8 protein-coding genes are annotated in these 17,958 nt (G+C 65.9%); 7 read left to right on the forward strand and 1 reads right to left on the reverse strand.

Annotated elements, in window-relative coordinates; genetic code table 11:
- The first annotated feature begins 58 nt into the window (after positions 1-58).
- The 7 genes from KB874_RS14260 to rsgA all read left to right on the forward strand — a co-directional run bounded on the left by KB874_RS14260 (position 59) and on the right by rsgA (position 17,399).
- Positions 59-9,277: a calcium-binding protein gene (locus KB874_RS14260; protein WP_212537210.1), complete on the forward strand. Its 9,219-nt coding sequence runs from the start codon at positions 59-61 to the stop codon at positions 9,275-9,277.
- Positions 9,278-9,560: 283 nt separating this feature from the next.
- Positions 9,561-11,444 (forward strand): BMP family ABC transporter substrate-binding protein, encoded by a 1,884-nt coding sequence (locus tag KB874_RS14265; protein ID WP_212537211.1) that lies wholly within the window; start codon positions 9,561-9,563, stop codon positions 11,442-11,444.
- Between the two features lie 209 nt (positions 11,445-11,653).
- Complete coding sequence (gene dctP / locus KB874_RS14270; RefSeq protein ID WP_212537212.1) at positions 11,654-12,754, forward strand: TRAP transporter substrate-binding protein DctP; 1,101 nt, start codon at positions 11,654-11,656, stop codon at positions 12,752-12,754.
- 129 nt (positions 12,755-12,883) lie between these two features.
- Complete coding sequence (locus KB874_RS14275) at positions 12,884-14,155, forward strand: TRAP transporter small permease subunit (protein ID WP_346346555.1); 1,272 nt, start codon at positions 12,884-12,886, stop codon at positions 14,153-14,155.
- A 3-nt stretch (positions 14,156-14,158) separates the two neighbouring features.
- Positions 14,159-15,514, forward strand: coding sequence for a TRAP transporter large permease (locus KB874_RS14280; protein ID WP_212537214.1), 1,356 nt, complete (start codon positions 14,159-14,161; stop codon positions 15,512-15,514).
- A gap of 275 nt (positions 15,515-15,789) precedes the next feature.
- Positions 15,790-16,329 carry a GNAT family N-acetyltransferase gene (locus KB874_RS14285; protein ID WP_212537215.1) on the forward strand — a complete coding sequence of 180 codons (540 nt, stop codon included), beginning with the start codon at positions 15,790-15,792 and terminating at the stop codon, positions 16,327-16,329.
- Positions 16,329-17,399 carry a ribosome small subunit-dependent GTPase A gene (rsgA, locus tag KB874_RS14290; RefSeq protein WP_212537216.1) on the forward strand — a complete coding sequence of 357 codons (1,071 nt, stop codon included), beginning with the start codon at positions 16,329-16,331 and terminating at the stop codon, positions 17,397-17,399. Before KB874_RS14285 ends, rsgA begins: the two co-directional genes overlap by 1 nt.
- 94 nt (positions 17,400-17,493) lie before the next feature.
- Here the strand turns inward: rsgA and KB874_RS14295 are convergent, their stop codons facing one another.
- A complete protein-coding gene (locus KB874_RS14295) occupies positions 17,494-17,946 on the reverse strand; it encodes an SRPBCC family protein (RefSeq protein WP_212537217.1) in 453 nt (150 codons plus the stop codon).
- Positions 17,947-17,958: the final 12 nt, after the last annotated feature.

Below are 17,958 nucleotides of genomic sequence, written 5' to 3' on the forward strand. Positions count from 1 at the left end.
CACCGGGGCGCAGCCCCTGCAAGCATTGAAGCAAGTCTGTTGAATAGCGGGGGGCGCCATGGCCGTCTACAAGACCACCCTGAATTTCGAGGCTGAGGACCAGTCGCTCTGGGGGCCGTTCGGGGCGCCGAACCTGACGATCGACACTGGCGACGACCTGATCTGGAGGACCGGCGGCAGCACCGATGTGGGCTTTGACGTGCTCGGCAACGGGTTCGAGGCCGAGGCCTATCTTGATCTCACCATCGGTCTTTACGCCTTCGCCAGCCTCGGCAGCACCGGCAGTTTCGGCGCCAGCCTGTCGATGGATGTCTACGCCACCATGCCGGGCGGCATCCTCATCGACACCTGGAACTCGGGCCAGACAGGAATTCCGCAGACCTTTGACGTCAGTTTCGACGCCTGGACACTGCATCGCGCCAGCCTCGAAACCAGCGGTTTCGGCTCCGGTGCCAGTGCCGGGCTGCATTTCGTTCTGGGGATCGAGGCGGGGTTGCGGAACGGCAGCTACTGGCACTGGTTCGGCGGCGACGATTTCGCGGATTTCAAGCTGATCGACCTCGACTTTTCCGAGCCGCTGGAAAACTCGATCCCGCTGGTCGAGATCAGCAGCGCCAGTCCGGAATTCGAACTGGAACTGACCCAGGGCATCACCATCACCGCGCGCCTGCCCACCGGCGCCGACACCGAGGCCCAGGTCAGCTATTCCAGCGGCGACGCGCCGGTGATCACCGCCTCGGGGGCGTCGGACACCCGCTTCATCTCTCTCGATGCCGACCTGGACGAGTTGCTGGTGCGCTTCGCGTCCAAGATCCCCGGCGTCGGCGCTGTCATCAAGGGGCTGGGCGAGACCGTCTTTGCCGAGCACAAGTTCGACCTGAACGACTACATCCCCTTCATCCCGCGCGGCAAGCTGGTGCTGTCGGCCACCGCTCTGGATATCGGCGCCTCGGCCGGGCTGGTCATCACGGAAAAGAACACGCTGGATTTCGGCGGCGGCGACACCACCCCCGACGTGGCGGTGACGTTGCGCTCGGACAATGGCACGCCCACCAACATGCTGGACGACCAGGTGCTGACCACCACGCTGGGCGGCACGGTGACCTTCGACCGGCCGATCTACAATGCCCCGGTCAAGCCCGGCCAGGAAGGCATGGAGCAGGTCGGCGACATCGGCGAGATCAACGTCCACGCCACCTATTCGCTGCCCGACGTGCGGTTCGATCACGAGATCGGATTGGGGCTGAACGCGGTCTTCACCATCGAGGCGCTCCAGGCCGAGCTGGGCGGATCCTGGGTGCCGTCCTTCCTGCAGGTGGCATTCGGCCCTCTGCTGTCGCTGGAACTGCCCGATGGCGGCTTTACGCTGGACCTGTTCAGCGTGCCGCTGCCCGGCTTCGACATGGCGTCGAACGCGTTCAACACCGTCACCGACACCTACGAGATCTTCTTTACCACCGAGCTTGCGCCCGGCCAGAGCACGGAGGCGGACCTCGAAAGCCCGAACGCGCGGCAGGCGGTGATCGATTATCGCGAGGCGCGCCAGCAGAACAGCAAGGAAACGGCGGCAGCGCTCAACGATCTGTTCACGGTGCCCTTTCGGGAGTTGGCGATCGGGGCAGGCGTCAGCAACCTGATCCCCACCGACGGTGGCGGGCCCTATACCGGCGGCGCGTTCCTGGCGACCTGGGACGGGAACCAGAATTCGATCATTTCAGACGTCCGCGTGTATAACGGCCTCTACGCGATCAACACCTTCCCCGACAATGCCGGGCGGTTGACCGCGAACATGTCGGATGCCGCGTCGGGTGGTACGATGCTGCTGGGGTCGCCAATGCGGTTCGACACGGCGAACATCTCGGCGCAGACGCTGCTGCTGGCCATGGGGCAACCGTCCGGGCAGTGGGTTCATCACACCTGGGATGTCTTCAGCGGCACTGACCGCACGCTGTCGACGCAGACCGCGATGGACGTGATCGGCGGCGACTATGGCGACGTGCTGGTGTGGTTCGACGACGGTTTCAACCCGGTGCTGGGCAACCTGATCGACGGCGGCAACAACGTAGACGGCGAATACGATGTTTTCCTTGGCAATTTCACGGTCAGCCACAACGACGTGGCCATCGAATGGGATCTTCAGGAAGCGGTGACCTCGGGGCTGAATTTCAGCGTCGCGCTGAGCGAAGACCCGCGCGATACGCTGACCGTGCGCAATGTCGAGGCGATCAACATCATCACCGGCGATGCCGACGACTACATCACCGGCTACATCCACGCCGACTACATCTTTACCAGCGGCGGGTCCGATTTCGTCATCCTGCCAGGCGACAACGCCAACGACACCGCCTACCTGGGCGACGGGGACGACTACCTGCGGACCGAGTTCAAGGCCGGCGGCGGTGCCGACCTGATCTGGGGCGGGCGCGGCTATGATCTGGTGACGGTGCGTGCCGATGCGGCGGGGCTGGGCCTGCGGGTCGACGTGATCGGCGACAACGTTCGCAGCGCCCAGGCCTATGGCTATGGCGAGCAGGGTTATCACGCGGCGTCGAGCCTGTTCGAACTCGAGGCTCTGATGAACGATCACTGGTCCTTCGTGGTCCAGGGCTCGATCGTGGAACAGGACCAGCGCACTGGCCTGGTCGGTACCGACCATATCGGCGACGTGGTGCGCTATTCGCAACTCGACGGGTCGGGCGCCGAGTCGGTCATCAATTTCAACTCCTCGGTCGAGAACCTGTCGGTCGAGGGACAGAACGACGACGGCGACCTTGTGCTGTTCACAGGCGGGCATCTCTACAAGGGCGGCTCGGATTTCGGCGATACCTTCGTGGGCGATCTCAGCCTCGTGGCGGGCGTGGGCCAGGGCGTGTCGATCGACGGGCGGGGCGACGTCTATTCGGCGCCGGGCTTCATCGTCGGCAACACCTATATCGAGGGCTTCGAGCGCTGGGTGATCCGCGGCACCGGCAATGCCGACAGACTGTCGGGCGGCTTCTACGGCGACTACCTGGACGGCGGTTTCGGCGACGACGTGCTGTGGGGTGGTGACGACCAGTTCATCGATGTCATCCAGGGCGGCTATGGCCGCGACACGGTCTGGTGGCTGGATGGTGGCGCGGACCTGCTGCATGGCGGCGTGCTCGAAACTGATTTCAACCCGGATTGGGAAAAGGACACGCTGGTCATCGCGCCGGGCCTCACCGCCTCGCCGCAGGGCGGTCTGAACTGGGCCTTCCTGGGAACGATCGGCAATTACGATGGCAGTGCACGGTCCGACCGCGCCGGCCTGGGGATCGTCGATGCCGGGGCGTCGACCGCCGTGCTGCTGGCGGCTATGACAGAGGCGGCGCGGTTCAACGACGTGACCGCCGTGTCCTTCGGCGGCGACTTCCTGTTAGACATGGCGGTCTTTACCGCCTTCGAGAAGGTCAATATCGAGGGCAGTGGCGATTTCGACGACCTGCTGATCTACCAGGGCGGCGTGACCTACGTGGGGGGCGAACGCGCCTTTGACGCGGATGTGTTCGTCGCCGATTTCTCGGACCAGGTGCAGGCGATCGACCTGCGCATCGCCGAGGATGGCTCTGCAGGCCAGATTCTGGGCAATGGCGTCTATGTGCAGGGCCTCGACCGGCTGGTGATCAAGGCGGGCCAGGGCAGCGACGTCATCCATGGCGGGCGGCTCGATGACCATATCGAGGGCGGCGCGGGCGGCGACCGGCTGTTCGGCGGCCTCGGTGACGACGACCTCTTTGGCGGCGAGGGCGACGATGTCGTCTATTGGCTGGCCGATGGCTGGGACATCGCCGATGGCGGCGAGGGGCGCGACCGGCTGATCGTGGTGGGCGCCGATCCCGAGGGCAACACCCGGGCGCTGGGGGTGCTGCTGAACGAAGGCGAGGCGCTGGAGTTCGACTATACCGGCGGCGACCTCTCGTTGCAGGGAATCGACGCGCTGATGATCTCCCTGGGCTCGGTCGTCTCCACGTCGATCCGCGCCGCGCGCCTGGGGTCCGAGCCGCTGGCGACGCGGATCACGCTGGACTACTCCGGGTTCGAACTGATCGACGTGTTGGGTTCGGACGCGGAAAGCGACCTGATCGTTTACGATGGCGGCTCGCTTTACTGGGGCGGGGTCGGCGCGGCCACCGACCTGTTCGTGGCCAACCTGTCGGATGAGGCCGAGGATCTGCGCTTTGACGTGGATCACATGTCCGAGGCGGTGCAGTTCGTCCAGGACGACTTCGCCAATCCTTCGGGGACTGGCTTTGCCGGCACCTACGACATCGGCAACGGCACCTTCATCGGCGGGTTCGAGAGGCTGGGTCTGCAGCTGGGCGCGGGCGACGACAGCGCCATGGGCGGTGCGCTGTCAGACTTCCTGGCGGGTGGCGACGGCGACGACACGCTGGTCTCCGGCGGGTCCGGCGCCGAGCAGGAGACGTTGCGCGGCGACGCGGGCGACGACCTGCTGGGCTGGTCGGGTGGCAGCGCGCTGCTGGACGGCGGCACGGGCACCGCCGACCGCGCCGAGGTCAGCGGCCTGACCGATGCCGTCACGATGAGCATCGGCGACGACCTGGGCCCCATCGTGGGCTGGACCGCCGCCGACCTGCTGACCTTTGCCGACATGGTCCAGTTGAAGGATGACCTCGACTTCTACCCGTCCAGCCATGTGGGCTATGACGACGGGCAGGGCAATTCGGTGATGCTGACCGCGATCGAGCGGCTGTCGCTGCGCGGCTCGTCAGCGGGCGACGTGCTGATGACCGCGGGCGCTTATTCGCAGCTGTTTGGCGAGGCGGGCGACGACGTGCTGATTTCGACCGGTGGCCGCGACCTGCTGCTGGGCGGTGCGGGTCTGGACCGCTATGTGCTGTTCTCGGGCTTTGGCAACGACCTGATCGCGGGCGAGACGCTGGGCGGCGCGCAGATCTTCTTCCCCGATTTCGCATCCACCGACCTCACCTATTCCGACATCGCGGGCGACCTCCAGATCGCGACGCCGAACGGCACCCTGCGCATCAACGACTGGTTCAACCTGGGCGGCCTTGATTTCACGATCTTCACCACCGACGCCACCGGCGGCTTCACCGTTCCGGGCGATGCGCCCGGCGGCCCCGCGACCGTCTGGACCGAAATCGACGGCACGGCGGGCGACGACACCGAACTGGCCGGCACCGCAGGCTCCGACAGCATCCGCGGCCTTGCGGGCAATGACGAGTTGCTGGGATCGGCGGGCGCGGACGTATTCAACGGCGGTCCGGGCTTTGACGTGGTGTCCTACGCGCATCTCGACGAGACGGTCTACATCAACCTGGACATCTACCAGGGGCTCGGCGGCGTCTCCGAGGGCGACGTTTTTGCCGGGATAGAGGGTATCGTCGCGGGTCAGCGCTCGGCGATCCTGATCGGCGATGTCGAGGACAACTTCCTTGCCGGTTCACCCGAGGGCGATTTCCTGTTCGGCTTCGTCGGTGACGACATGCTCCTGGGGCTGGAAGGCGCCGACACCTTCTTTGGCGGATCGGGCGACGACGTGCTGTTCGGCGACGAGGGCGACGACACGATGGCCGCCGAGGATGGCGATGACTACGTCGATGGCGGCGCGGGTCAGGACACGATCGACGGCGGCGCGGGCGACGACACGCTGGCGGGCGGCGATGGCGACGACGCGGTCACGGGCGGCACGGGTGATGACGTTCTGATCTATGGCGGCGACGACAGGCCGACGACTCCGCTGGTCGAGGGCGGGTTCGATACGCTGGACGGCGGCGACGACCGCGACATGGTCGATCTGTCGCCCTTCAGCCAGGCGGTGGTGATCGACCTTGCGGCCAACCGCATCGACAGCGCCGACGCCCCCAGTGCCGGGCCGGGCGCGACGCTGCGCCAGGTCGCGGTGCTGGCCGCCATCGAAGAGGCGCGCGGCACGGCCTATGACGACGTGATCCGGGGCGATGCCCAGGACAACCACCTCGAGGGCGGGGCGGGCGACGACACGCTGTCCGGCGGCCTTGTGGGCAACAACACGCTGTTCGGCGGCGAGGGTGTCGATCTGGTGGATTACCAGGACGAGACCTTGGGCGTCACCCTAGACTTCAACCCGGCCTTCGGTGCGCCTGTCTTCTATGGCAGCGGCTACACCGACACACTGGACGATATCGAGGGCGTGCTTGGCAGCGCGCAGGCCGACTACGTCTATTTCTGGGACGACGCCAACTTCGCCGCGCTGGGCGCGGGGGATGACTATGTCGAGGGCCGCGGCGGCGACGACGTGCTGGGCGGCGGGGCGGGCAACGACACGATCGATGGCGGCGACGGGATCGACGTCTACGACGTGTCCGACGGGTTGTCGGCGGTGGCCATCGATATCGCGTTCGGCCAGTGGCAGGACGGCCACGGCGGCACCGACGACGTGCGCGCGGTCGAGGGGGTGCGCGGCACCGACTTCGACGACACGTTCGACGGCAGCGACGGCACAAACATCATCCAGGGCGGCAAGGGCAACGACCTGATCCGCGGTCACGGCGGAGCCGACCTGCTTGACGGTGGAGAGGGCGACGACACCCTGGTCGCGGGCGTGCCGCAGCTGATCCTGGTCAAGCCCGCGCGGGACGAGAACAACCTCTGGGAAGAAGGGCCGCTGCTGAACGATTGGATGACCCTGGCGCCGCGCCGGCTGGTGGATGTGACCGCGCCGACCGCGACGGTCCATGCCATCACCGGCGCCACGCCCGACGGGTTCGGCCTGCGCGAGACCTACCGGATCACCGTCGAGGCGGGCGACACGATCTTCGTTGACATCGACTCGACCTCGGGCGATTTCGACCCGCACCTGATGATCTTCACCGAGGGCGGCAACATCCTGTCGCGGCTTACGCCGGGCGTGGATGACGGCAATGCCTCCGATCCCGGTAGCACCGATTCCAACGGGTCTCTCGACCCGAGGTTCAGCTTTACCTTCGACTTCGGCGGCACCTATGGCATCGGCGTCGGTGCCTATGATGCAGCCAACAGCCCCGATCCGGGCAATGCCGCACCACGACAGCCCTACGTCATGCACGTGACGCTGCCCGGCGCGGCGCCGGTCGATCCGGGCGTGGCGGGCTCTCTGCTGATGGGCGGTGCGGGCAATGACAGCCTGCTGGGCAGTCTGGGTCGCGACGAACTGGTTGGCGGTGCCGGCGGCGACACGCTGCGCGGCGGCGCGGGCGACGATCTGCTGGACGGCAATGACGGGCGCGACCTGATGGAGGGCCAGCTTGGCAACGACCTGATGGGCGGCGGCTCCGATGCCGACACGATGGATGGCGGCCTGGGCCGCGACACGGTGAACGGCGGCGCGGGCGACGACCTGCTGCTGGACGGGTTCGAAGACGGCTTTGCCGGCAGCGACTGGTTCATCGGCGGCGATGGCGCCGACACGATCCGGGCCGCGGGCGGCAACGACACCATCATCGGCGACGCCGGGAACGACAGCATCGAGGGCGGCATCGGCGACGACGTGATCGACGGCGGCAGCTGGGCCGATACGATCGACGCAGGCGATGGCGAAGACTCGGTCAAGGGCGGGCTCGGCACAGATTTCGTCACGCTGGGTGCGGGCGACGACCTGTTCGAGGACGAAAGCCAGACCGGCGCGGCCGGCCGCGACACGGTGCGGGGCGGCGATGGCGACGACACGATCCTCGCGGATGGCGGCGATGACAGCTTGTTCGGCGAGGACGGCGCAGACTCGATCCTCGGCGGCGAGGGCAACGACTTCATCGACGGCGGCAACCAGGGCGATACGATCGACGCGGGCGACGGCGACGACACGGTGCTGGGCGGCGGCGGGCGCGACTTCATCCTGCTTGGCGCAGGGTCAGACCGCTTTGTCGACGGCTCGCAGGGCGGACTCTATGGCCTCGACACGGTGCAGGGCGGCGAGGGCAACGACACGCTGCTTGGCGGGGGCGGCGACGATGCGCTGCATGGCGACGATGGTGACGATTCCATCGAGGGCGGCGAGGACAACGACTCGTTGAGTGGCGGAACAGGAGCCGACACGCTGCTGGGCGGCAACGGATTCGACGACATGTTCGGCGGTTGGGGCAACGACCGGATTGAGGGCGGCGCGGGCGCGGACGTGGTCTCTGGCGGACAGGGCGCCGACACGATCCTTGGCGGCGACGATGCCGACCTGCTGCTGGGCGACGATGGAAACGACAGCATCCAGGGCGACGGTGGGGCCGATTACATCGACGGCGGATCGGGGTCCGACACTCTGCTGGGCGGCGAGGGCGCGGACGAGATCCGCGGCGGCACCTGGGCCGACCGGATCGAGGGCGGTGCCGGCGACGATACGGTGTTCGGTGACGGCGGCCCGGACACGGTGCTGCTGGGAGAGGGTGACGACCTGTTCGAGGACGACGCCCAGACCGGCACTGCCGGGGCCGACACCGTCTGGGGCGGCAACGGCAACGACACTTTGCGCGGCGGCGGCGGGGCCGACAGCCTGTCGGGCGAGGATGGCGAGGACAGCATCCAGGGCGGTGCCGACGACGACATCATCGACGGCGGCGGCCAGGCCGACAGCATCGACGCGGGCGACGGTCACGATGTGGTCACGGGCGGCTGGGGGCCGGATTTCGTCCTGCTGGGCAGCGGCAACGACCGCTATACCGACGTGGCGCAGGGCGGTGTCCTGGGCCGCGACACCGTCGCGGGCGGCGGCGGCCAGGACACGATCGAGACCGGCGCGGGCGACGATTTGATCGACGGCAACGCAGGCCACGACCTGCTGATCGGGGGCGATGGTGCCGACACGATCCGCGGCGGCAACCAGAACGACACGCTGCGTGGCCTGGGCGGCGACGACCTGGTGGTGGGCGGCCTCGGCGCAGACCTCGCCTACATGGGCGGCGGCAACGATGTCTGGGTGGATGACAGCCAGGTGCAGTTCGGAAACGACACGGTCTATGGCGGCTGGGGCGAGGACACGATCAGCCTCTTCGGCGGCGACGACGCGGTGGGCGGCGGGCGCGACGCGGACACGTTCTACCTGAACCCGCAGATCGGCAACGACACGATCTACGACTTCGAGCTGGGAGTGGACGAGTTGCAGATTCACCAGGCGCTGTGGCTCGGCACGCTGGACCAGGCGCGGCTCGACGCGCTGTCGGACACGTCCTCCGGGACGCTGGTGCTGACCTTCGACAATGGCGACACGCTGCGGCTGAACGGCCTGGCCACGAATTCGGGGTTGCTGGACGACATCGTCCTGTATTGAGGACGGCTTTTGAAACCGGCGAGGGCACAGCAGGTTGGCGCGATGCTGTCGCGCTGTCCATTCGCCGGGAATTGCGCGCGCCACGGTTCGGACCGGATACCCGAACTTGAAAGGGGCTTCCCGCACACGTCGCCTCGATCCGCTGCCATGTGGCGCGTTTTGAGTTCAGCCGCGCGCAGTCTTCGCATGACGTGTGGTCAGTGCCGCTGCCTTGAAAAATTCGCCCTTCTCGATACTGTCTGGAAGATCGAATTGTTTCCGGTTTTTTTTGGAGTAACGCCAAATGTCGATTGCAGCACTCATTTTCAACCTCGGCGGAAAATTCGACAAGAGCTACAATGAGGCCGCGTTCCTCGGGGCCGAGGCGTGGGTCTCCGAAACGGGCGGCAGCTATGACAGTCTCGAGATCGTCACGGAAGCGCAACGCGAGTTTGCGGTTCGTCGCTTCGCCGAGCGGGACAACTCGCCGATCATAACAGTCGGCATCGGTTTCGATGATGCGGTCGCCGATGTTGCGCCTTTCTTCCCTGACACTTCGTTTGTCGTGATCGGTGCCGAGGTCAGCGCCCCGAATGTGACGTCGATACTTTTCGACCTGGCTGGTGCCGCCGAGGCGGCCGGATATCTTGCCGCACTCGCGTCCGACACCGGAAGGATCGGCTTCGTCGGCGGCATGGCGACCCCCGAGCAGATCGCCGCGGCCGAAGCCTACCGATCCGGTGCGATCGCTGCCGATCCCTCTGTCATCGTGGACATCGTCATGACGGGAAACACGCCCGCGGCGTGGAACGACCCGGTGAGGGGCGCAGAGTTAGCGTCAGCCATGGTGGCCTCAGGTGTCGATGTACTTGTCAGCCCGTCCGGCGGAACATCCCTCGGCGTTCTGCAATATGCCAGCGACAATGGCGTGCGGGTCATCGGCATGGATATGTTCGATCCCGGAGCTTTTTCCGACGTCATGATCACGTCCTTCTTTCCGAGGATCGACGCCGCAGTATTCGACATTCTCGCGTCGGGGCGTCCGGCCCCCGGCACGGTGGTACTCGACTTCGAAAGCGATGGCATAGGGTATCTCGAGGATATCGATAACGGTCTTTTCCCGACCGATCTGCGCGAGGCGATGGAAGCCTTCGTGACGGTCGACAACCCGGTGTCCGCGACCGAAGGTGCAGATGATCTCCACGGCTCGCCCGGTTCGGACATGCTGTCCGGACTTGGGGGCAACGACACGATCACCGGGAACGACGGCAATGATACGCTGAACGGCGATGCCGACAATGACTCGATCCTGGGCGGATCAGGCGATGACAGGCTTCTGGGAGGCAGGGGCAACGACGAGGCCTATGGCAACCGGGGCGCCGACACGCTGGTGGGCGGTGTGGGCGACGACCGTCTGGATGGCGGGATCGACAACGACAGCGTGATGGGCGAGGCGGGCAACGACACTATCTTTGGAGGCCCGGGCTTTGACACTCTTCGTGGCGGCACGGGCGACGACCGCGTCATCGGTGGTGACGGGCGCGACCTCGTCTACCTGGGCGGCGGCAACGATCTTTTCGTTGACAATACGCAGGGTGGTGCGAACGGCCGCGACACGGTCTTTGCCAATGCAGGCCACGACACTGTAAGCGGCGGCGCGGGCGACGACGTGTTCCACGGACAAGGCGGCAACGACAAACTGATCGGGCGGCTCGGCAACGACCGGCTCTACGGCGGCAACCAGAACGACACGCTTTTCGGCGGTGCCGGCAACGACACGGTAGTGGGCGGCAATGGGCGCGACCGGGCCTACCTGGGCGATGGCGACGATCTGTGGGTCGACAACGAGCAGGTGCAGTTCGGAGATGATTTCGTGGTCGGCGGCAAGGGCAACGACCTGATACGCATGGGCGGCGGCAATGACACGGCGACGGGGGGCGCGGGGACGGATACCTTTGTTTTCGCCTCCGGCATCAATGCCGACACGGTGACGGATTTCGAAGTGGGGATCGATGCGTTGCAGGTTTCCTCGGCCTTGTGGACGGGGGCTGTGGATCAGGTCTATCTGGATTCGATCTCGGACACGACCTCGGGCAGCCTCGTTCTCGATTTCGGGTCTGGCCAGTCCGTGACCTTCACCAACCTTGCGTCGAACGCGGGGCTGCTGGACGACATCGTTCTGTTCTGAACCGGCGGACGGCCTGTCCCCGACCCGATCTCGCGCGTCGGAAGGACTGGACAGACTGTTCCATGCATTCGCCAACTGCATGGATTCCGTGCGGTTAGCGATATCGGAAAAAAATTCTTACCAATTCCGGATGTTCACGTTAAATTGGCCAAACCGGCGGGGGGCTGCTTGCACCGGACTCGCGCCGAAAAATCCAAGGGAGGATATCCATGACCATCAAGACAACGACGCGCCGGGGCGCGTTGCGTGCCTTCGCTGGGGCGGGGGCTGCCACGCTGGCGGCACCGGCCATCGCGACCGCGCAGGGGCAGACCACCACCTGGAAGATCCAGACCAGTTGGCCAGGCGGCGCCGGCCTCCAGATCTTCAAGGACTGGTGCGCCACCATCGTGGAAAAGACCGGCGGTGAGCTGGCCTTCCAGCCCTTCGGCGCCAACGACGTCGTGGGCGACTTCCAGCTGTATGACGCCGTCAAGAACGGCGTGCTCGAGGCGGTGAACCCCTTCACGATCTACGCACAGGGCATCATTCCGGCGGCGACCTTCCTGACGTCGATCCCGCTGGGCATGCGCAACCCGCACGAATTCGACGTGTTTTACTACGGCCTCGGCGGTCTCGACATCGCGCGCGAACTGTATGCCGCGCAGGGCCTGGTCTTTGTCGGCCCCGTGCATCACGGCCCGAACATCATCCACTCGAAGGTTCCGATCCGCTCGATCGACGACTTCGCGGGCCGCAAGATGCGCCTGCCCGGCGGCATGGTGGCGGAAATCTTCACCGCCATCGGCGCCGAAACCACCGTTCTGCCCGGTTCGGAAATCTTCCCGGCGCTGGAAAAGGGCACCATCGACGTGGCCGACTACGTGGGCCCGGCGGTGAACTACGCGCTCGGCTTCAGCCAGGTGACCGATTACATCGTCATGGGCCCGCCGGGCTTCATGTCGCTGTATCAGCCGGTCGACATCATGGATATCACCGTGGGCCAGGCCGCCTGGGACGCGTTGAGCCCGCAGATGAAGCAGTTCGTCGAGATGGAAACGCATGTCTACTCGGACATGCACCATGCCGCGATCCAGGCCGCCGACCAGGAAGCCTGGGGCAAGTTCGAGGCCGACGGCACCGAGGTCACGCGCCTCAGCCAGGACGACGTGGAACTGATGACCGAGGTCGCCGTGCCGATCTGGTTCGACTACGCGAACCGCGATCCGAACGCCGCGCGCGTCTTCAAGATCCAGCTGGACTACATGATGTCGGGTTCGCTCGGCTACGTGGATCCGGCACTGACCGAAGGGCTCGAGCTGAAGCTCTGATCGCCTGACGGACGGTTCTTGTTGCCGCCCGGCGCGTGGTCGCGCCGGGCGGTTTCCTTGCAAAGCCAATAACACATGGGGAGCGCCATGCCGGGGCTGAGTTTTACGCTACCGCATTGGTTGTATTGGGTGGGTCTGATCGTATTTCCCATCGTGGCGATGGTCCTGTCCCGTCGCCCGCAACCGGAACAGAAACGTTATACGCTACCGCTGGGCTACATGATCGCCGTCACCGGCGGGATCATCGGCCTGCATCGGTTCTACGTCAAAAGCATGATCGGGCTGGTCTATATTCCGATCTTCCTGTTCATCCTGTATGCCAACAGCCAGGAGCATGACGCGCGCACGGTCCTGTCGGACTACCAGAACCAGATGCGCGTCGCCGAACGCGTGCTGGAGCGCGAGGAAGGCCGCGTCGCCGAGGCCCGCGCCGATCTCGACGAGATCCGCGCCGCGGTCGAGGCCGCCGAGGAAGGGTCTTTCGCCCGCCGTGGCGCCGAACGCCGCCTGGAACGCGCCGAGAGCACCATCGCCACCGGCGAAGAGCGCCTGACCGAGGCCCGCGCCACGATCGAACAGATGGGCCCGCAGCGAGACGAGGCGTCGGTTGCGCGTGCTTTTTGGGACACCGCCGCCGGCTATGCATTCTACGCGATCCTCGCCCTGCTGGCGATCGACTTCGTGCTGCTGCCGGGGCTGGTGAAACGGGCCAACGCCGCGCTGCCCGCACATGAGGAAATGACCGAGGCCGAAAAGGCCCTGAGGGCCGCCGAGGCCGAGGAAGGGCCCAAGCACGACCGCGACTATGCCGAGAACTGGATTGACCGGCTGTCGCTGTTCTGCGGTGAATTCGTTGCCTACTGGGCGGTGATCGCGGTCTTCGTCTACTATTACGAGGTGATCGCGCGCTACGTCTTCGGCTCGCCGACGAACTGGGCACACGAGTCGATGTACCTGATGTTTGGCATGCAGTACCTGATTTCCGGCGCCTACGCGATGATGACCGAAAGCCACGTGCGGGTCGACATCTTCTATGCCCCGCTGTCCAGGCCGAAGAAGGCCTGGGTCGATCTGCTTACTTCGATCTTCTTCTTCATCTTCGCCGGCACCCTGCTGGTCACGTCGTGGATCTTCGCGATGGACGCGTTGGCCGTGCCGACCGGCAACTCGGTCGTATCCGAATGGGCGCGCGGCAATCTCGGCTTCTTCGAGATGCTGGGCTCTCTGAGCGGTGGCCAGTGGACCGACCCGAACATCCGCTGGGGCGAGATCAGCTTCAACGAATGGGAAGTGCCGCTCTGGCCGATGAAGTGGGTGATGGTGATGGGCGGCCTGCTGCTGGTGCTGCAGGGCGTGTCGAAACTGTCGAAAGACATCCGTGAAATCGCGCGGGGGAACTGAGGCATGGGTATCGAAATCGGAATCGAGTGGCTGACGCTCATCATGTTCGGCAGCCTTCTGGCGCTGCTCATGGCGGGTCTGCCACTGGCCTTTGTCACAGGGGGCCTCGCCTGCGTCTTTCTGTTTGTCCTGGGTGACGCGCGGGCGCTGAACATCGTGCCAAGCCGCATCTTCCCGCTGATGACCAACTATCAGCTCTCGGCCATTCCACTCTTCATCTTCATGGCCGCGATGCTCGAAAGGGCGGGGATCATCAACGACATGTTCGACGTGATCTACAAGGTCATGGGCGGACTGAAAGGGGGCCTCGCGGCGGCAACGATCATCGCCTCGACGATCCTCGCGGCGATGGTCGGCGTGATCGGCGCGGCGGTGGTGACGATGGGCATCATCGCGCTGCCCGCCATGCTGAAGCGCAACTATGACCCCAAGATCGCGATGGGTTCGATCATGGCCGGCGGCACGCTGGGCATCCTGATCCCGCCGTCGATCCTGGCGATCATCTACGCGGTGGTTGCCGAACAGTCGGTGGGAGAGCTGTTCATCGGCGCGGTCATTCCGGGTCTGATGCTGTCGGGAATGTACATCCTCTATGTGGTGATCCGCAGCTACATCAACCCGGCGCTCGGTCCGGCCATCCCGGTCGAGGAGCGCGTCTCTACCCGCGAGAAGATCCAGCTGGTCGGCAAGATGACGGCGCCGATCACTCTGGTCGTGGTGGTGCTGGGCATCATCTTCTCGGGTGTGGCGACGCCGGTCGAGGCGGCTGGCATCGGCACCTTCGGCGCGTTCATCGTGGCCGCCATCCACCGCAAGCTGGACTGGCCCACGGTGCGCGAGGCCTGCACCACGACGCTCAAGGCAAGCGCGATGGTGATCTGGATCATGTTCGGCGCGACGATCTTTGTCGGGCTCTATGTGCTGGAAGGCGGGCAGCAGTTCGTCAACGACGCGATCGCGGCCACTGGCCTTGGCCCCTGGGGCGTGCTGATCCTGATGCAGATCCTGCTGGTGATCCTGGGAATGTTCCTGGACTGGGTCGGCATCCTGCTGCTCTGCGTGCCGATCTTCGTGCCGATCATCAAGGCGCTGGGTGCCGCGGCCTTCGGCCTCGACAGCCCGGACGACCTGGTGCTGTGGTTCGGGGTTCTCTACCTCGTGAACATGCAGATGAGCTTCCTGTCGCCGCCCTTCGGCTATGCACTGTTCTATCTGCGCGGTGTGGCGCCTGCGGAAATCCCGATGTCCGACATCTTCAAGTCGGCGCTGCCCTTCCTGGCGCTTCAGATCGTCGGGCTGGTGCTCTGCATGCTGTTCCCGCAGATCATCACCTTCCTGCCAAGACTGGTCTACGGATGATCCCGCGCTGATCGCGAAACCCGAACGTCCCGCCGGGCCGGCAACAGGCGATTTGCGGGCGCAGCAAGACCAGGCCTGCCAGCGAAAGCTGGCAGGCCTTATTCGTGTGATGGACGCGGGCTGCGTCCCGGCCCGCAGGGCGGGGTCAGGGCTGGGCGCGCATGAGGGGCATCCCGCCTCGCGGCTTTCGTGCTACACCGGCCCGGAGGTGGATCGCGTCGCAGTCCGAGACGGGCCGCGGAACGGTTTCCCGCCCCGTTGATGGAGACAAGAGGATGCAGTTCTCGGACGCGTTCAAGGACAGGGAGAGGCAGATCGCCGACCTTGTCACCGCGAGTTTCACCGCCTCCGAAGGGGCCGGGGAAGGCGCCCTGGTCGGCGGGCTCGTCCGCAGCCAGATGGCCAGCACCCCGCCGCAGGACCTGCACATCTTCCTCGCCGAGGAGGACGGTGCCCTGCTCGGCGTTGCCGTGTTCACCCGGCTGCGCTATGCCGCCGACCCGCGCAGGGTCTTTCTGCTGTCGCCGCTGGCGGTGGCGACCGACCGGCAGGGCGAGGGCATCGGCCAGGCGCTGCTGCAGCACGCGCTGGGCGTGCTGCACAAAAACGGCGTCCATGTGGCTATGACCTATGGCAATCCGGCTTTCTATGGCAAGGTCGGCTTCGTGCCCTTGTCCGAGTCCACCGCCGCCGCGCCGCTGCCTCTCAGCCACCCCGAGGGCTGGATCGGGCAATCGCTGACCGGGGCGGCGCTGACGCCGCTCAGGGGGCCGTGTACATGTGTGCCGGCGCTGAATGATCCGAGGTTCTGGTGATGGTCCGCGACTACTCCGCCTTTCTGCCGGCTGCCGCTCCGCTGCAAAAGGAGCGTTCCGCGCTGGACCGCCTCGGCTGGGATCCGTTCTTTGCCCAGCAGATCGACGTCGATGCACTGGCCGAGACGCCCCCGGTGCGGGTCGTCGCCGTGCATCGCAGCGGGCTGCACGTGGTGGGCGAGGGCATCGACGAGACGGTTCCGCCGGGGGTCGACGCGACGGTCGGCGACTGGCTGCTGCTGGATCGTGCCCAGCCCCAGTCGTGCCGCGTGCTGGAACGCAAGAGCCTGATCAAGCGGCGCGCTCCGGGCACGGGCCGTGGCGTGCAGCCGATCGCAGCGAACATCGATACGGTCTTTATCGTCACCTCCTGCAACCAGGATTTCAACGTCGCCCGGCTGGAACGCTACGCGGCGCTGGCCTTCGATGCCGAGGTCGAGCCGGTGATCGTGCTGACCAAGACCGACCTGGTCGACGATCCCGCGCCCTATGTCGACGCGGCCAGGGCGATTTCGGACCGGATGGCGGTCATCGCCCTCGACGCCCGTGGCGATGAACCGGCAAGGGCGCTGGCGAATTGGTGCCGACCCGGCCGGACGGTTGCCTTCCTTGGATCGTCGGGCGTCGGCAAATCCACCCTGACAAACGCGCTGCTGGGGCGGCAGGCGGTCGCAACCCAAGCCATCCGCGAGGACGACGCGCGGGGCCGGCACACGACGACGAACCGGGAACTCCACGCGATTCCCGGCGGCTGTCTCGTGCTTGACACGCCGGGTATGCGGGAACTCCAGCTTGCGGACGCGGCCGCGGGGATTGCCGATGTCTTCGAGGATATCGCGGCCATGGTGACCGGGTGCCGCTTTGCCGACTGCCAGCACGACACCGAACCGGGCTGCGCCGTCGTTGCGGCCGTCGCCGAGGGACGGCTCGACCCAGCGCGCCTGGCCCGCTGGCGCAAGCTTCAGGCAGAAGACGCCTTCAACTCCGCTAGCCTGTTCCAGAGACGTGAAAAGGATCGCGCCTTCGGCAAGCTGGTGCGCAACGCGACCGGCGCAAAGACACGCCGCTGAGAGTGACGGTGCAAGGATGGGGCGCCATGCTCCGGGGTGCCCGGTCGGCATCTGCCGTCCCTGAGCGGCGCGCGTGCACGTTGCATTGCCCGGCTCAGGCCGCCTCGGTTCTTTGGACTTCCTCCGCGAAACTGTCGAAGAACTTCGCCGCCAGCTTTTTCGCGGTCGCCTGCACCAGGCGAGAGCCCAGCTGCGCCAGCTTGCCGCCGATCTCGGCCTTCGCCTCGTAGACAAGCCGCGTGCCGCCCGCTTCCTCGGTCAGCGTCACCTCCGCGCCGCCCTTTGCGAAACCGGCCGCGCCGCCATTGCCCTGGCCGGTCAGGCTGAAGCGTTCTGGCGGGTTTTCCGGGTTCAGCGTCACCGCGCCGGAAAAGCGCGCCTTTACCGGCCCGATCTTGAGCACGACCTTGGCCTCGAGCTCGGTGTCGGAATGCTTGATCAGCTCCTCGCAGCCGGGAATGCATGCTTGCAGCACCTGCGGATCGTTGAGCGCGGCATAGACGCGGTCGCGGGGGGCGGGGATGAGGATCTCTTCGTTCAGTTCCATGGGTTCTTCCTG

Origin of the sequence: Thetidibacter halocola, from assembly GCF_018224955.1 — a bacterium.
In the GTDB taxonomy this organism is placed as follows: Bacteria; Pseudomonadota; Alphaproteobacteria; order Rhodobacterales; family Rhodobacteraceae; genus Thetidibacter; species Thetidibacter halocola.

Excerpts from the sequence above, each read along its gene's own strand:
- KB874_RS14280 (WP_212537214.1), top strand. The coding sequence starts at position 14,159 with ATGGGTATCGAAATCGGAATCGAGTGGCTGACGCTCATCATGTTCGGC.
- KB874_RS14260 (WP_212537210.1), top strand. The coding sequence starts at position 59 with ATGGCCGTCTACAAGACCACCCTGAATTTCGAGGCTGAGGACCAGTCG.
- dctP (WP_212537212.1), top strand. The coding sequence starts at position 11,654 with ATGACCATCAAGACAACGACGCGCCGGGGCGCGTTGCGTGCCTTCGCT.
- KB874_RS14295 (WP_212537217.1), bottom strand. The coding sequence starts at position 17,946 with ATGGAACTGAACGAAGAGATCCTCATCCCCGCCCCCCGCGACCGCGTC.
- KB874_RS14265 (WP_212537211.1), top strand. The coding sequence starts at position 9,561 with ATGTCGATTGCAGCACTCATTTTCAACCTCGGCGGAAAATTCGACAAG.
- KB874_RS14285 (WP_212537215.1), top strand. The coding sequence starts at position 15,790 with ATGCAGTTCTCGGACGCGTTCAAGGACAGGGAGAGGCAGATCGCCGAC.
- rsgA (WP_212537216.1), top strand. The coding sequence starts at position 16,329 with ATGGTCCGCGACTACTCCGCCTTTCTGCCGGCTGCCGCTCCGCTGCAA.